Raw genomic sequence first — 14,355 nt, forward strand, 5'->3', positions numbered from 1 at the left:
GGCAAGCATAGGGATCAGGTTCGATAGTGGTAGTAGCCGAGCAGGTCATCCAGCACGGACACGTCGTCCATGCGGATGCGCGTCCCGGTGGCGAACGCGTTGATCATCTTTCCTCCGCCGACGTACACCCCGACGTGGTGGGTTCTGCCGGGCCTGCCGTAGAAGACGAGGTCGCCGGGTTGCGGCACGCCGACGCGGCGCAGCCTGCCGATGTGGGCGTCGGTGTTGCCGGGGCCGAGCACGTCGCCGCCGTACGCCAGGTCGTACACCCACCGGGTGAACCCCGAGCAGTCGAAGCCGCGCGTCCGGCTCGCCGGGCAGGGTTTGATCGAGCCGCTGTATCCCCGGCAGGTCCCCTTCGACGGTCCGGGCCGCGCCGCGTGCCCCCCGCCCCACGAGTACGGGAGGGCGCCCTGGGCGGCGTACGCGACCTCGACGGCCCTGGACAGCTCCTCGTTGAGGGGCGCGGATCCCGCGGCGGCCAGCGCGACGATTCCCCCGATCAGAACCAGCCGCCGCCTCAGCGCACGGTTAACCCCCATGGATCGTGACAATAGCCACTCATCTCTTTTCTGGCCATGGAAGCTTTACTTCACCCGATCGACGCGCCGGCACAACCCCTTATCACTCGGGCAGGATCGTCACCGGAGAGTCGCCGCCTCCCGTCGGACCGTTGCCCCCCGTCGGAGGCGTCACGGACACCAGGCCCCGGCAGCTGTCGCCGCAGCCGCCGAACCGCTCGGTGTCGACGGGCGTGAACTCCGTCGCCGGCACCCCGCGCAGGGCCCTCAGCATGGTGTCCTTCCAGATCGGCCCGGGGATGCTGGCGCCGAACACCGAGCCGTAGTAACGGCCCCCGATGGTGACACCGTTCAGCTTGTACTTCTGGGCGCCGCGCGGATCGCCGACGCTGACCGCGCCGGCCAGGTCGGGGGTGAACCCGGCGAACCAGGCGGAGGAGGAGTTGTCGTTGGTGCCGGTCTTGCCCGCCGCGTCACGCCCGATGCCGCCGACGGAGGCCATCGTGCCCTTGGTCAGAACGCCGGACAGCACGTGCGCCGCCGCGTCCGCCACCTCGGGGTCGAGGGCCTGGCGGCACTTCGGCTTGTAGTCGGTGGTCTTGCCGGCGCTGTCGGTGATCTGGGTGATCGCCATCGGCGCGCAGTACTTGCCGCGCGCGCCGATGGCGGCGTAGGCGTTGGCGACCGTCACCGGGTCCATCTCGTTGATGCCGAGCGTGAACGTCTCGAACTCCTGGAGCGGGGCACCGTCGGAGCGGTGGATGCCCAGCGACTTGGCCGTCTTGATCACCTCGCAGAGCCCGACCCGCTGCTCCAGCATCATGAAGAACGTGTTGACCGAGTGCCAGGTGCCGGTCTGCAGGGTCAGCCAGCCGGGCGACCCCTCGTCGTTGGTGACCGTATGGCTCGGGTCGCCGATGGGCTTGCCGGCGCAGTTCTTGAACGTCGAGTAGCCCGGCGCGGTGTAGCCGGCGCCCGCACTGAACCCATCGTTGATCTTCATGCCCTGCTTCAACGCGGTGAGCAGGGTGAACGCCTTGAAGGTCGAACCGGCCTGGAAGCCGGTGCCGCCGCCGTGCGCGGCGTCGGCCACGAGGTTGTAGGACATCTCGTTCTTGCTCTTGCGCGTCCCGTACGGACGGCTCGCGGCCATCGCCTTGATCGCTCCGGTGCCGGGCTGGACCAGCGCCTCGGCGGCCACGGGGTTGTCGGACGGGTAGACCCACTTCCTGATCGCCTTGTCGGCGGCGGCCTGCATCGTGGGGTCGATCGTGGTCTTGATGGTCAGGCCGCCGCGGTTGAGGAACGCCAGGCGCTGCTTGGCCGTCTTGCCGAAGTCGGGGTTGCTGAGGATCTCGTTGCGCACGTAGACGCAGAAGTACGGATACGTGCTCGACTCGCAGCCGCCGGGCAGCGGGGTCCCCTTGTAGCCGAGCTTGGCCTTCTTCGCCTCGGCAGCCTGGGCCTTGGTGATCTTGCCCAGCTCGGCCATCCGGTCCAGCACGACGTTGCGCCGCTTCAGCAGCCGGTCGCGGCTGGTCTTGCCCAGGTTGGGGTCGGTGGCGTTGGGGTCCTGCACGGCTCCCGCCAGCGTCGCCGCCTGCGGCAGCGTCAGCTCGCTCGCGCTGACCCCGAAGAACCGCTTGGCCGCCGCCTCGACGCCGTACGCGCCCGCGCCGAAGTAGGCGATGTTGAGGTACTTCTCCAGGATCTGGTCCTTGGAGTACTTCTGCTCCACGCCCATCGCGTATCGCAGCTCGTTGAGCTTGCGGGCGTAGCTGGCCTCCAGGGCCTTGTTCTTCTCCGCCTCGGTCTGGGCGGCGTTGAGCAGCACCTGCTTGACGTACTGCTGGGTGATGGAGGAGCCGCCCTGGGCCACCCCGCCCGACTGCAGGTTCTTCGCCAGGGCGCGGACGGTGCCTTCGATGTCGATCGGGCCGTGCTCGTAGAACCGGTAGTCCTCGATCGAGATGATGGCCGTCTTCATGATGTCGGCCATCTTGTCGAGCGGGACGACCTCGCGGTACTGCTCGTAGAACCGCGCGATCTCGTGGCCCTTCACGTCCTGCACGACGGAAACCTGCGCCAGCGGGGGCTCGACGAGGTCCCGGGGCTCGAGGCCCACGTCCTCGACGGCCGACACCAGCCCGACGCCCGCGCCTCCCACCGCCGGCAGCGCGATCCCCGCGACCAGCACGCCCGCCGCCGCTCCCATGGCGGCCAGACGCAGCACCTTCCCCGTGGCGTTCACACGATCCTCCCCCAAATGGCTATAGACAAGGTTATGGGGCCGTAAAGTGCGGTCGGCCCCATAACGCGAGATTGCGGTGTTATGGCAGCCGGCCGAGGCCGCGCGCGAGCACGGTCGCCGTCTGGGCCACGACCGTGTTGTCGGCGGCGCCGCCGGCCGCCGCACGGTTGGTGTAGATCGCCATGACGATCGGGGCGGCGTCCTTGGCCGGCCAGACGACGGCGATGTCGTTGGCGGTGCCGTACGTGCCGCCGGTGCCGGTCTTGTCGCCGACGATCCACGTCGTGGGCAGCCCGGCGCGGATGCGGGCGTCCCCGGTCGTGTTGTCGTGCAGCCAGCCGATCAGCCGGGAGCGGTCCTTCTCGTTGAGCGCGTCGCCGACGGTGAGCGCACGCAGGTCGCGGGCGACGGACGCGGGCGTGGTGGTGTCCCGCTTCTCCTTGGGCGACCACTCGTTGAGCTCGGTCTCCCACCGATCCAGCCGGGAGACCGGGTCCTTGAGCGTGCGGAAGTAGCGGGTGAGGCCCTGCGGCCCGCCGATCCGCTTCAGCAGCATGTTCCCCGCGGTGTTGTCGCTGTAGATGATCGCCGCCCGGCACAGCTCGGCGAGGGTCATGCCGTCCTTCAGGTGCTTGCCGGTCTCCGGCGAGTTGTCCTTCACCTCGTCGGCCGTCCAGTGGACGACCTTCCGCGTCAGCTCGCGGTCGGTCGTCCGGGCCAGCACCGCGCCCGCGGCCACCGCCTTGAAGGTGGAAGCCAGCGCGAACCGCTCATCCGCCCGGTAGCCGATCGTCCTCCCGGTCGCCGTGTCGATCGCGTACGCCCCGATGCGGCCCTTGAACGACGTCTCCAGCGCGCGCAGCGCGGCGGCCACGTCCGTCCGGGGCGCGGCGGCGGCGGGGGTCGCCGCGGGAACGGCGCCGACCAGGAGGGAGACGGTGATCGTGGCGGCTTTCAGCGGCAGCGTCCGTGTCATGGCGTGTCCTTGCTCTCGTCTGTCACAGGTCCGTCAGACGCAGGAGCAAAGCAAAGTGTTCGGAACATGTCCAATATTCATATGGACAGCCGATCGATATCCGTTGCCGTATGAAGCCAGCTCACAATGGTGATGCGAACCGGCGACCGGCCGCGACGAGATCGTCGACGGCTCGTACGGCGGCGGTCAGCCGCTCCTCGTGCGGCCCGGAGACGACGACGTGCGGGAGCCCGCGATCGGCCAGTTCCGCGCGCAGCCGGCGGTCCATGCCGTGCCGCACGTGCTCGCCGTCGCGCCAGCCGTCCTGCTCGAACGGCACGCCGTCCACGGACGTGTGGATCCACAGGTCGTGCCGGGCCCGTTCGTGGACGCGCAGGACCTCGGGACTCACCGTGCCGAGATAGCGCTCGTGCCACAGCGCGGTGGCGAGCGCGTCGGTGTCGCAGAACAGCACGGGCGAACCGGTCCGCGCCGCCGCCTCCTCCCAGCCGAGCTGCCGGTGGGCGATCAGCGTGAACTCTTCCGGCTCCCACTCCAGGTCGTCCAGCCACGGTTCCGGCGCCCCCGCCACCTTGGCCGTCCGGCGGGCCAGGGCGAGCTTCTCCTCGCAGTACGTCCTGCCGTACTCGGGCACCCACCGGGTCGCGGCCCAGACTCCGCCGCGTGCGGCGTAGTGGGCGGCCAGCGCGCGGGCGAGCGTGGTGGTGCCGGTGGACTCGGCCCCGACGACGACCACCCGCCAGGCGAGGTGGGCGCGCACGGCGGGGCTGAGCCAGGGCCACGCGGCCACCGGATCGTCGCGGACCATCGTCCCGCTGACCGGATGGCGGATCCTGTCCGGATCGACCGCCACGTGCGCGCCGCCGAACCTGCGGGCCAGTTCGGGCCCGTACGCCTCGGAGGAAAAGACGGCGTCGACGTCCGGCGCGAGGCCACCGTGTGCCAGCGCCAGCGCGTGCCGGAAGACCTCGACGTGCGCGGCCCAGATCTCCGGGTCGTCGTAGTCGATCTCGATGTCGTCCACCACCGGCGCCACCACCACGTGGGGCTGCGGGTGCGCCTCGCGCAGCCACGCCGTACGCAGGGCGAGCGGGATGCTCTCCACGCTGCTGGCGGCGACGACCACCGTGACCAGCGCGCACTGTTCGGCGGCGGTGTCGACGAGGTGGTGGTGTCCGGCGTGCGGCGGGTAGAACTTGCCGATCACCAGCCCGTGGGTGTATCGGGCGCTCATCGCGTCACCGCGGGAGCGGGAACGGGCCGGGCGGCCGACTCGCGCCGCCAGGCGAGCAGTCCGGCCACGCACAGCGCGAGGAACAACACGTAGAGCACGCTGGTGAGGTAGAGGTCCTTGTACGCGTAGAGGGGGATGTAGACCAGGTCGACCGTGATCCACAGCCACCACGACTCCACCCGCTTGCGGCACTGGCCGTAGGTCGCCATGAGCGACAGCGCGGTCGTCAGGGCGTCCCAGAACGGGACGGCCGAGTCGGTCCAGGTCGCCAGTGCGGCGGTGAGCAGCGCGGTCGCCGCGGCACCCGCGAGCACGAGCCATCCCCACTCCGCGCGGCCCGTCCTGGTGACCGTGAGCGTGGTCCGCCCGGCCCCGCCGTACAGCCACTGCCACCAGCCGTACAGGCCGAGGAGCACGTAGACGATCTGCAGGGCCGCGTCGGCGTACAGGCCCACGGCCAAGAAGACGAGGCCGAGCAGGACGACGTTCGCGACGCCGATCGGCCAGTTCCAGACGTGCTGGCGGACCACCAGCCAGACGGTGAGCGCCCCGGTCGCGAACCCGAGCACCTCGGCCCAGCTCGTCGACACGCCGCCCAGGGTGATGGCGGGCTCCAGGAGGGGCCCCAGCAGATCGGTCAGCGTCACACGACCTCCTTAATCGTCACTGTGACGATAACAAGGGATCGCGATCGAGGATAGACAGGCGGCTCCCGTGCCGGTCATTTCGTACGGATCGAATGAATGGCGTATCCGACGGCGGCGCCCACCGCGTACCAGAACAGGTCGGGGGCGTTGAACGTCGTGCCGAGCACCAGCCGGGCCAGCGTGCTGTGTGCCGACAGCGCGGCCGGCACCCCGGTGAGCTGGGCGAACTCGACCAGCCAGCTCACACCGAGCGCCACGGCAGCCACCACGAACGGCCGGGCACGCGGCGCGGCCACGACGACCAGCGCGTACACGAGAAGGGTGTAGAGGAGGTCGCCCGCGTACTTGGCGACCGCGCCCGGCAGCAGCGCCCGGACCGCCAGACCGGCGGCCACGACCACCACGGCGGCGGCCAGGGCGGCGAGTCGGCGCTGCGGCATCCGGGCACCCTATCGGGAATCCCCCGGGTGATCGTCAGGTGGGCCGGTGGTAGCGCACCCAGATGTCGCCGCCGATGTGCCCGGACAACCGCAGCACGACGCCGTCCGGGTCGGGCGGCACGGGAGAGGTGTTGTGGACGCGGTTGGGCCGGATCAACCCGCCGGAGGTCACCTCGTCGGCGACGACCCGCCAGCCGACCGGAACCCGGATGATGACGTCCCCGAACATCGAGTCGCACCGGACGGTCATGTCGATCTCGCGGTGCGGGCAGTCCGCATGCCGGAAGTCCACCACGGCCGTCCGCCAGGTGCAGTCGAGCGTGATACGCGGCGGCACCCTCCAGCGTCCGGTCTTCCTGACCGCACGCATGCCGCGGGTGAACAGCAACAGCTCGTCCGCCGGCTCCGGCCGTCTCTCCCCCGCCGGGGTCTGGGGCAGGTCCGCGACCAGGGCCTCCAGCTCGCCGTACGTGCGCGCGGCGTACACGCGGTCGAGCCGTTCGGTGAGCTCGTCCAGGGTGATGCGGCCCTCTCCGACGGCGGCGCGCAGCTTCTCTGCGATACGGTCCCTGTCCCGGTCTCCGGCGCGTAATTCCGCCTGGTCGCTCACGATCAAGCAGTTTAGTGATCGGTTTTCGCCACCCGCCAGACATGCACATCCGTTATCGGAGCGGGCGTCGGCCCGGAACACCCAGGCGCGTGATCTCCTATGCTGACCCGCCATGGACGGCATCGCGGCCACGCTCGGCACCGCCTGCGCGGTCTTCGCGGGCACCAACGTCGACGACGTCGTCATCCTGACCGTGCTGTTCCTTTCGGCCCGCGCGAAGGGCCGGCCGCGCCCCTGGCAGATCGTCGCCGGCCAGTACGCCGGGATCGCGGCACTCGTCGTCGTGTCGGGCGTCGCCGCCCTCGGCCTCGCCGTCGTCCCGGACCAGTGGGCCGGCCTGCTCGGCCTGATCCCGCTTGCCCTCGGCGTACGCGGACTGGTCGCGGCGCTACGGGCGTCCGGCGGGGACGAGGCCCCATCGACGCCGGTGGCCACCGGCGTCCTGTCGGTCGCGAGCGTCACCGTCGCCAACGGCGCGGACAACATCTCCGTCTACACACCGCTGTTCCGCACCATCGGGCCGGCGGCCACCCTGCTCACCGTCGCCGTGTTCGCCGTCCTCGTGGCCGCCTGGTGCGCGGCCGGGTCCTGGCTGGGCTCACACAAGCAGGTCGTCGAGTTCGCCGAGCGGTTCGGGCACTGGCTCGTCCCCCTCGTCTTCGCCGGGATCGGCGTGCTGATCGTGCTCGAATCCGGGGTCGTCGGCCGCCTGATCGCCCTCCTGTGAACTTCCGGGCCTCGCGGCCTCCCTCATCGCCGCGCAGTCCCTCGAGACCATCGGCCACCGGGCGGCGGCCCGCCGCCGGTGTCCCCAAGGGGTCGTTCTACAACCGCTTCGAGAGCAAGCAGGCGCTCGCCGTCGAGATCGTACGGAGCTACGCCCGCGGCGCGAACTTCGCCGTGCTCAACGGCGACGGGCCCGCCCTGGAGCGGCTGCGGGGCCACTTCGCCGCCATGATCGACCGGACCCGCGACACCGGCGTCGAGTTCGGCTGCCTCCTCGGCACCTTCGCCGGCGAGAGCAGCAGCGCGGGAGACCAGGTGCGTACGGCGGTCCGCGAGATCCTCGAGGACTGGACCGAGGACGTGGCCCGCACGGTGCGGGCGGGCCAGGAGGCCGGCGAGATCACCTCGGCCCGTCCGGCGAGGACGCTCGCGGCCTTCCTGATCGACACGTTCGAGGGCGCCACCCTCCGCGCCAAGACCATCGGCGACCAGTCCGTCGTCGCGGAGCAGCTCGACATCGCCCTCGACGCGCTGCGCGCCTGAACCCCACTGCCCCTGAACCCCGCCTACTCCCACACAAGCGAAAAATCACTCCATGGAACGATCTAGCCGGAAAAACGATGGCTAGTTAAACTCCGAGTCAGCTTCGGCCACCCGTTCGGGTGGCCGTTCGCTCGTCGCCCAACGGGGAGGGCCTGCGCCCTCCCATGCCCGTGGGCGGCGCGGCTCCTCCACGCCCTGGACGGCGAGGCCTCACAGGTCTCCATGGAGGTGTCGTGTCGAAGAAGCCCCCACCTGCCTACTTACGGACCACAGCGATCGTCGCCGGCCTCGGCCTCGTGACAGCGATGATCCCGGCGGCCTCCGCCGCCGCGGACCCCACCCCCACCCCCACCCCGTCGCGGTCGTGGAGCGCCACGGCCGTGACGGGCGCCGAACGCGTGCAGGGCGCCAAGTCGGCCAGCGGCCGGCTCGCCAAGAGCGACGCGGCGCTGCTCGCCTCGAAGTCGCCGGAGCGGACGAGCGTCGTCGTGAAGCTCGACTACGACTCGCTCGCGGCCTACAAGGGCGGCCTGCCGGGACTCGCCGGCACCAGCCCGTCGGTCACCGGTAAGTCGCTCAACCTGAAGAGCGGCGACGCGGCGAAGTACCAGAAGCACATCGAGGGCATCGAGAACGCCTTCCTCAGTGAGCTGGGCAAGAAGATCCCCGGCGCCAAGGTGGGGCAGAAGCTCCGCACGGTCTACGGCGGCGTCGCCCTGACGCTGCCCGCCGACAAGGCCGCCGACCTGCTGAGGCTGCCCGGTGTGGCGGCGGTGCAGGAGGACAAGCGGGAGCAGCCCCTCACCGACTCCAGCCCCGAGTTCATCGGCGCGACCACGATCTACAACCAGCTCGGCGGCGCGAAGTCGTCGGGCAAGGGCGTCATCGTCGGCATCCTGGACACCGGCGCGTGGCCGGAGCACCCGTCGTTCGCCGACCCGGGGACTCTCCCGGCTCCCCCGCCGAAGGCGGACGGCACCCCGCGCACGTGCGACTTCGGCGACAACCCGCTGACGCCGGCGGCCGACCCCTTCCAGTGCAACAACAAGCTGATCTCCGGCCAGCCGTTCCTTGAGACGTACAACGCGGTGGTGGGCGGAGAGGTGTACGGGGACAGCGCCCGTGACTCCAACGGCCACGGGACGCACACCGCCACCACGTCGGCGGGCGGGCCGGTCGACCACGCCAACCCGCTCGGCATCGACCGCGGCGCGATCCACGGCATCGCGCCCGCGGCCCACGTCGCGGTCTACAAGGTCTGCGGCGCGGAGGGCTGCTACCAGTCCGACTCGGCGGCCGCGGTCGCGCAGGCCATCGCCGACGGCGTCAAGGTGATCAACTTCTCGGTGGGCGGCGGCGCCGACCCCTACAGCGACCCGGTCGAGCTCGCGTTCCTCGACGCGTACGCGGCGGGCGTGTTCGTGTCGGCCTCGGCGGGCAACTCGGGACCGGGCGCCGGGACGACCGACCACCGCGGCCCGTGGGTGACCACGGTGGCGGCCTCGACGCAGAGCCGCACCTACCAGTCGACGATCACGCTGACCGGCGGGCCGTCGATCAAGGGCGCGTCGATCACGCAGGGCATCGCGTCGCCGCTGCCCGTGGTGCTCGCGTCGGCCCCGCCGTACAGCGACCCGCTGTGCGTCAACCCGGCGCCTCCGGGGCTGTTCACCGGAAAGATCGTCGCCTGCCAGCGTGGCCCGAACCGGGTGCTCAAGGGATTCTCGGTCAAGCAGGGCGGCGCCGCGGGGATGATCCTCTACAACTCCACGCCGCTCGACGTCATGACCGACAACCACTGGCTGCCGACGGTCCACATCGACAAGCCGGAGACCGACGTGCTGCTCGCCTGGCTGAGCGCGCACCCGGGCGCCACGGCGAGCTTCACCCAGGGTGAGAAGACCACCTGGCAGGGCGACGCGATGACGACGTTCTCCTCGCGTGGACCGGGCGGCGACTTCCTCAAGCCGGACGTCACCGCGCCCGGCCTGCACATCCTGGCGGGCAACACCCCGACCCCCGAGTCGCCGCTGGAAGGCCCTCCGGGCAACCTCTACCAGGTGATCGCCGGCACCTCGATGTCGTCGCCGCACGTCGCGGGCGCGGGAGCGCTCGTGTTCGCGCTGCACCCCGACTGGACGCCGGGTCAGGTCAAGTCGGCCCTGGAGACCACCGCGACGACGAAGGTCACCAAGCAGGACCGGACCACCCCGGCCGACCCGTTCGACTACGGCGGTGGCCGCATCGACCTGACCAAGGCGGGCGACCCGGGCCTGACCCTCGACGAGACCGCGGCGAACTACGCCGCCTCGGCCGCCGACCCGATGAACCGGATCGACCTCAACCTGCCGTCGGTCAACGCGCCCGTCATGCCGGGCGTGCTCAGCGCCAAGCGCACGCTCGTCAACGCGACCGGCAAGACGCTCACCTACGCCGCGACGGGCGCCACCGTCAGCGGGGCGAACATCACCGTGCTGCCGCCGCTGTTCACGGTGAAGCCGGGCAAGAGCCAGAAGATCACCGTGGTGATCACCGCGCCGGACCTGCCCGACGGGCAGTACTTCGGCCAGGTGAACCTCAAGCAGGTCGGCGGCAAGCGGGAGCAGCACCTCCCGGTGGCCTTCTACCGGCAGGAGGGCGCCGTGCCGATCGACCAGACCTGCGCCCCGAGCACCATCGCCAAGAACACGGGCGAGTCCACCTGCACGGTCACGGTCCAGAACAACACCCTGGAGGACACCGACGTCACCGCGCTCAGCACGCTGGACGCGAAGCTCCGGCTCAACGACGTCACCGGCGCGACCAAGATCGGCAGCCAGATCGTGACGGCCAGGAGCACGCTCGCGGGCAGGCAGCCGGACAAGCCGAGCATCGCGCCCGGTGAGAGCCCGGCGGGCTACCTGCCGCTCTCGGCCTTCGGCATCGCCCCCACCCCCATCGGCGACGAGGAGGCGCTGAACTTCAACGTCCCGGCGTTCACCTACGCCGGCCGTACGTACAACAGGATCGGCATCGTCTCCGACGGCTACACGGTCGCGGGCGGCACGAACGGCTCGGCGGACATCCAGTTCGCCCCGCAGACGCTCCCCGACGCCGCGCCGCCGAACGGCGTGCTCGCGTCGTACTGGACCGACCTGAACGGCGAGGGCGCCCCCGGCGTCTACGTCGCCAGCCTGACCGACGGGGTGAACAGGTGGCTCGTCGTCGAGTGGCGGGTCTACCTGTACGGCACGAACAGCCTGAAGGTCTTCCAGCAGTGGATCGGGCTCAACGGCGCCGAGGACATCTCGTACGCCTACGACCCGGGCAACCTGCCCGGTGACCCGGGGGCGGCCTACGGCCTGACCGTTGGCGCCGAGAACGCGGACGGCACCGCCGGCAGCCAGATCAGCGGCCCGCCGACGCAGGACTACCGGATCACCAGCACGCCGGGCGCCCCCGGCGGCACGCTCACCTACTCCTTCAAGGTCAAGGGCGTGTCCTCGGGCACCGGCACCGTCACGACCGGCACCTCCACTCCCCAGGTGAAGGGCATCACGGTCGAGGTCGACAAGATCACCGTGCAGTAGGGTTCCGGAGCTTTCGGAGAGGCCCGGCGGACGTGCGTGTCCGCCGGGCCTTCGCCTCCGGGCTCAGTCGGCGATGGCGATCTGGGCGCGTACGGCGGGGCTGAGCCCGGCCAGAAGGCGATCGGCGCGGCCGTCCGTGGTCGCCCGGAGCAGGGCCGCGGTGACCGGCGGCGGCACGTACTCCAGCACCTGCCGGGCCCGCCGGGTCGTCATCGCCTCGACCAATCGGACCGCGGCGGGGGTGACGCCGAGCGCATTGAGGATGTCCGCGGCGATCCGATCGGGGACGTCCGCCAGGATGCTCGCGCCCCGGCTCGCGGGCAGCTGCCGCAGCAACGCGGCCGCTCCACCCGCGGTCATGTGACCGACCACCCGCCCGGCCTGACCGGACGGCAGCAGGGCCAGCACGCCGGCCGCCCGGGACGGGTCGCCGGCCATGGCCTCCAACGCCTGCCCGGCGGCACCGGGCGCCATCGCGGCGAGCGCCGCGGCGGCACTGCGTAAAGAAGAGCTGCGTAAAGAGGAAGCGTGCGGCACCGGTGGCGGCTGGGGTGGTCGCGATCGCGGCCTCTCGACCGGCGGCTCGGGCGGCCGCGGGGCGGCGATCGCCGCCAACCGGCGGTCGAGTTCGGCCGCCCCCATCCGGCGCGCGGGGTCCTTCCTGAGCAGCCCGGCGATCACGTCGTACAGCGGCCCGCGGCGGCGTGGCGGCGGAAGGTCGTCGTTGCAGACGGCGTGCACGGTCGCATAGGCGTTGTCCCGCCGGAAGGGCGAATAGCCTTCCAGCGCGCAGAAGAACGTGACGCCGAGCGACCACAGGTCGGCGGCGGGTCCCACCGCACGTCCGTCGATTCGCTCCGGCGCCATGAACTCCGAGGTGCCGAGCAGGATGCTGTGCGAGGTGAGCCCGCTCTCGCCGACGATCTGGGCGATGCCGAAGTCGACGAGAACCACCTTCCCGTCGCGGCCCACCACGATGTTGGCCGGCTTGACGTCACGATGCAGGACATGCGCGGCGTGTGCGGCCGTCAGCCCGGCCAGCACGTCGCGTCCCAAGGCGGCGATCTCGCGCTCCGACAGCGTCCGCCGCCGGATCAGGTCGTCCAGGGAGCCACCCTCGACGTAGGCCATGACGATCCACGGCGAGCCGCCCTCCTCGAAGACGTCGTAGATCTCGGCTATCGCCGGATGTCTGATCCGGGCCAGCGAGCGAGCCTCGCGCATGGCCCTCACCCGCTGGACCTCGATTCTCTCCCCGTACGGCGTCAGTGCGATTTCCTTGAGCGCGACGAGCCGTCCGAGCATCCTGTCCTTCGCGAGCCAGACCGTGCCCATGCCGCCACGGCCGAGCTGGGACCTCAGCTCGTAGCGGTCCCTGATCACCCGCCCCGGGCCCGCCATCGGAGCGTCAGTCGTCATCGGGCAGCAGTTCGACTCCGCCGGGGCGCTCGGCGCCGGTCCTGGGCACCCGCGTGGTCCTGGCGTCCGGCATCCGCCTCAGCTCCTCGTCCTCCAGCGAGTCGTACGCGTCGGTCTCGCCGACGGTCTCCGCGCGGGTGCCGGTGGGTCCCCGGTAGGCCGCGCCGTCCTCGGGGACGGTGACGACCGGTTGCGGGCCGGTCTCGCCCGTACGGGACCAGATGCGCCAGACGTCCTGGGAGCGGGCCGAGGGCGGGGCAGAGGTGCCGGGGCCGGCCATGCCCTGCGAGAAGGTGCCCCGCGCGTCCCGGAACTCGTGCTTCTCCGCCAGCGCGAGGACCTTCTCGTAGTTGGCCGGCCGCTGCATCAGCTTGATCGTGACCGGCAGGCACTCGATGAGGAGGAACAACAGGAACAGCAGCAGGCGGGTGACGCCGAGGCTGGTGTCCTTGCCGGTCACCTCGTTGAGCGCCTGGATGCGGATGAGGAGGCCGTTGGTCGCCATGTTCTCCGCGTCGAAGGACGCCTGGAGGTCCGCCTGCCGCTTGATCCCGGCGTCGAGCTGCGCCTTCGCCTTGGGCAGGGCGTCCTGCGCGCTCGCGAGGCGGGCCTGCTTGGCCTCCTCGCTGTTGGCGCTGAGCTCCCGCTTCCGGTCCTCGATCTGCCGGTTGATCAGGTCGATCCGCCGCTTGTCCTTCTCGTACGCACGCCGGCTGTCCTGGGCCAGAGGGCCGTCGCCCTTCTTCGGACACGACGGTCCTCCGTACAGCTGGCACTGCCACTCGCCGTAGTGCTTGTCGGCGAGTTTCTGCTGCCTGGCGCGCTCGGCGGTCAACGCCTTGACGTTCGGGTCCTGCTCGGTGTTGATGGGCACGTCACCACCGGAGGAGATGACTTTTTCCAGGTCGGCCACCTCCTTGCGGAGCTGGCCGACGTCCTTGCCGACGTTGCCCTGCTGTTGCCGCGCGGCGAACGCGTCCGCACGCTGCTGCTTGATCTGGACAATTTGGGCATCGATTTCGGAGCGGAAGATCTGGAGCACTAATGGCGTGGAGATGACGAACCCGAGCAGCAGTGCCATGAGAACGCGCGGAACGGCCAGCGGCCAGCGGCGCGGGGCGTCCGCCCTCATCGTGCTGACCAGCCAGCGGTCGAGGCTCAGGATCATCAGGCCCCATACCAGCGCGGCGAGGACGGCCAGGACGATGTTGACGCCCAGGGCGCTGTTCAGCGCGAACGTCATCGACACGACCGCGAGGACGGCCGTCGTGAGCACGGCGCCGCCGATGCCCTCGAACTTCCCGTACTCGGTGGGGCACCGTTCGAGCACCTCCGGCCGCGCTCCGGACAGGGCAATCAGAAACCGCCTCATGTTTCTCCTCGCCTACGCGCACATATTGGAACGTGGCATAACGCTCG

The 14,355-nt window shown here is 70.7% G+C and carries 12 protein-coding genes; 3 read left to right on the forward strand and 9 right to left on the reverse strand.

Features of this window, described 5'->3' with window-relative positions; genetic code table 11:
• Positions 1-14 precede the first annotated feature (14 nt).
• The 7 genes from IL992_RS24110 to IL992_RS24140 form a co-directional block, all read right to left on the reverse strand.
• The gene (locus tag IL992_RS24110; protein WP_193205649.1) at positions 15-542 is read right to left on the reverse strand and encodes a C40 family peptidase; all 528 of its coding nucleotides are present in this window, start codon (positions 540-542) and stop codon (positions 15-17) included.
• Between the two features lie 82 nt (positions 543-624).
• Entirely contained in the window at positions 625-2,772 is a 2,148-nt protein-coding gene (locus IL992_RS24115) for a transglycosylase domain-containing protein (RefSeq protein WP_319018784.1), read from the reverse strand.
• A gap of 79 nt (positions 2,773-2,851) precedes the next feature.
• Entirely contained in the window at positions 2,852-3,748 is an 897-nt protein-coding gene (gene bla / locus IL992_RS24120) for a class A beta-lactamase (protein ID WP_193205650.1), read from the reverse strand.
• Positions 3,749-3,869: 121 nt separating this feature from the next.
• On the reverse strand, positions 3,870-4,982 hold the full coding sequence (locus tag IL992_RS24125) for an AAA family ATPase (RefSeq protein ID WP_193205651.1): 1,113 nt from the start codon (positions 4,980-4,982) through the stop codon (positions 3,870-3,872).
• Positions 4,979-5,629, reverse strand: a complete 651-nt coding sequence (gene pnuC, locus IL992_RS24130) for a nicotinamide riboside transporter PnuC (protein ID WP_193205652.1) — start codon at positions 5,627-5,629, stop codon at positions 4,979-4,981. The genes IL992_RS24125 and pnuC overlap by 4 nt, the downstream gene beginning before the upstream one ends.
• 74 nt (positions 5,630-5,703) lie before the next feature.
• Complete coding sequence (locus tag IL992_RS24135) at positions 5,704-6,069, reverse strand: ribosomal maturation YjgA family protein (RefSeq protein WP_193205653.1); 366 nt, start codon at positions 6,067-6,069, stop codon at positions 5,704-5,706.
• 34 nt (positions 6,070-6,103) lie between these two features.
• Complete coding sequence (locus IL992_RS24140) at positions 6,104-6,679, reverse strand: DUF1707 SHOCT-like domain-containing protein (RefSeq protein WP_319018785.1); 576 nt, start codon at positions 6,677-6,679, stop codon at positions 6,104-6,106.
• A 112-nt stretch (positions 6,680-6,791) separates the two neighbouring features.
• On the opposite strand from IL992_RS24140, the gene IL992_RS24145 reads away from it, so the two are divergent.
• From IL992_RS24145 to IL992_RS24155, 3 genes are all read left to right on the forward strand, one after another.
• On the forward strand, positions 6,792-7,406 hold the full coding sequence (locus tag IL992_RS24145) for a cadmium resistance transporter (RefSeq protein WP_193205654.1): 615 nt from the start codon (positions 6,792-6,794) through the stop codon (positions 7,404-7,406).
• A complete protein-coding gene (locus IL992_RS48500; protein WP_193205655.1) occupies positions 7,403-7,948 on the forward strand; it encodes a TetR family transcriptional regulator C-terminal domain-containing protein in 546 nt (181 codons plus the stop codon). Before IL992_RS24145 ends, IL992_RS48500 begins: the two co-directional genes overlap by 4 nt.
• A 233-nt stretch (positions 7,949-8,181) precedes the next feature.
• Entirely contained in the window at positions 8,182-11,517 is a 3,336-nt protein-coding gene (locus IL992_RS24155) for a S8 family serine peptidase (protein ID WP_319018786.1), read from the forward strand.
• A gap of 63 nt (positions 11,518-11,580) precedes the next feature.
• Here IL992_RS24155 and IL992_RS24160 read toward each other — a convergent pair whose 3' ends face one another.
• Positions 11,581-12,936: a protein kinase domain-containing protein gene (locus tag IL992_RS24160; RefSeq protein ID WP_193205656.1), complete on the reverse strand. Its 1,356-nt coding sequence runs from the start codon at positions 12,934-12,936 to the stop codon at positions 11,581-11,583.
• Positions 12,926-14,308 (reverse strand): DUF4407 domain-containing protein, encoded by a 1,383-nt coding sequence (locus tag IL992_RS24165; RefSeq protein WP_193205657.1) that lies wholly within the window; start codon positions 14,306-14,308, stop codon positions 12,926-12,928. Before IL992_RS24165 ends, IL992_RS24160 begins: the two co-directional genes overlap by 11 nt.
• Between the last annotated feature and the right edge of the window lie 47 nt (positions 14,309-14,355).

It is taken from the genome of Microbispora sitophila, assembly GCF_014892245.1.
GTDB classification, from domain to species: Bacteria; Actinomycetota; Actinomycetes; order Streptosporangiales; family Streptosporangiaceae; genus Microbispora; species Microbispora siamensis.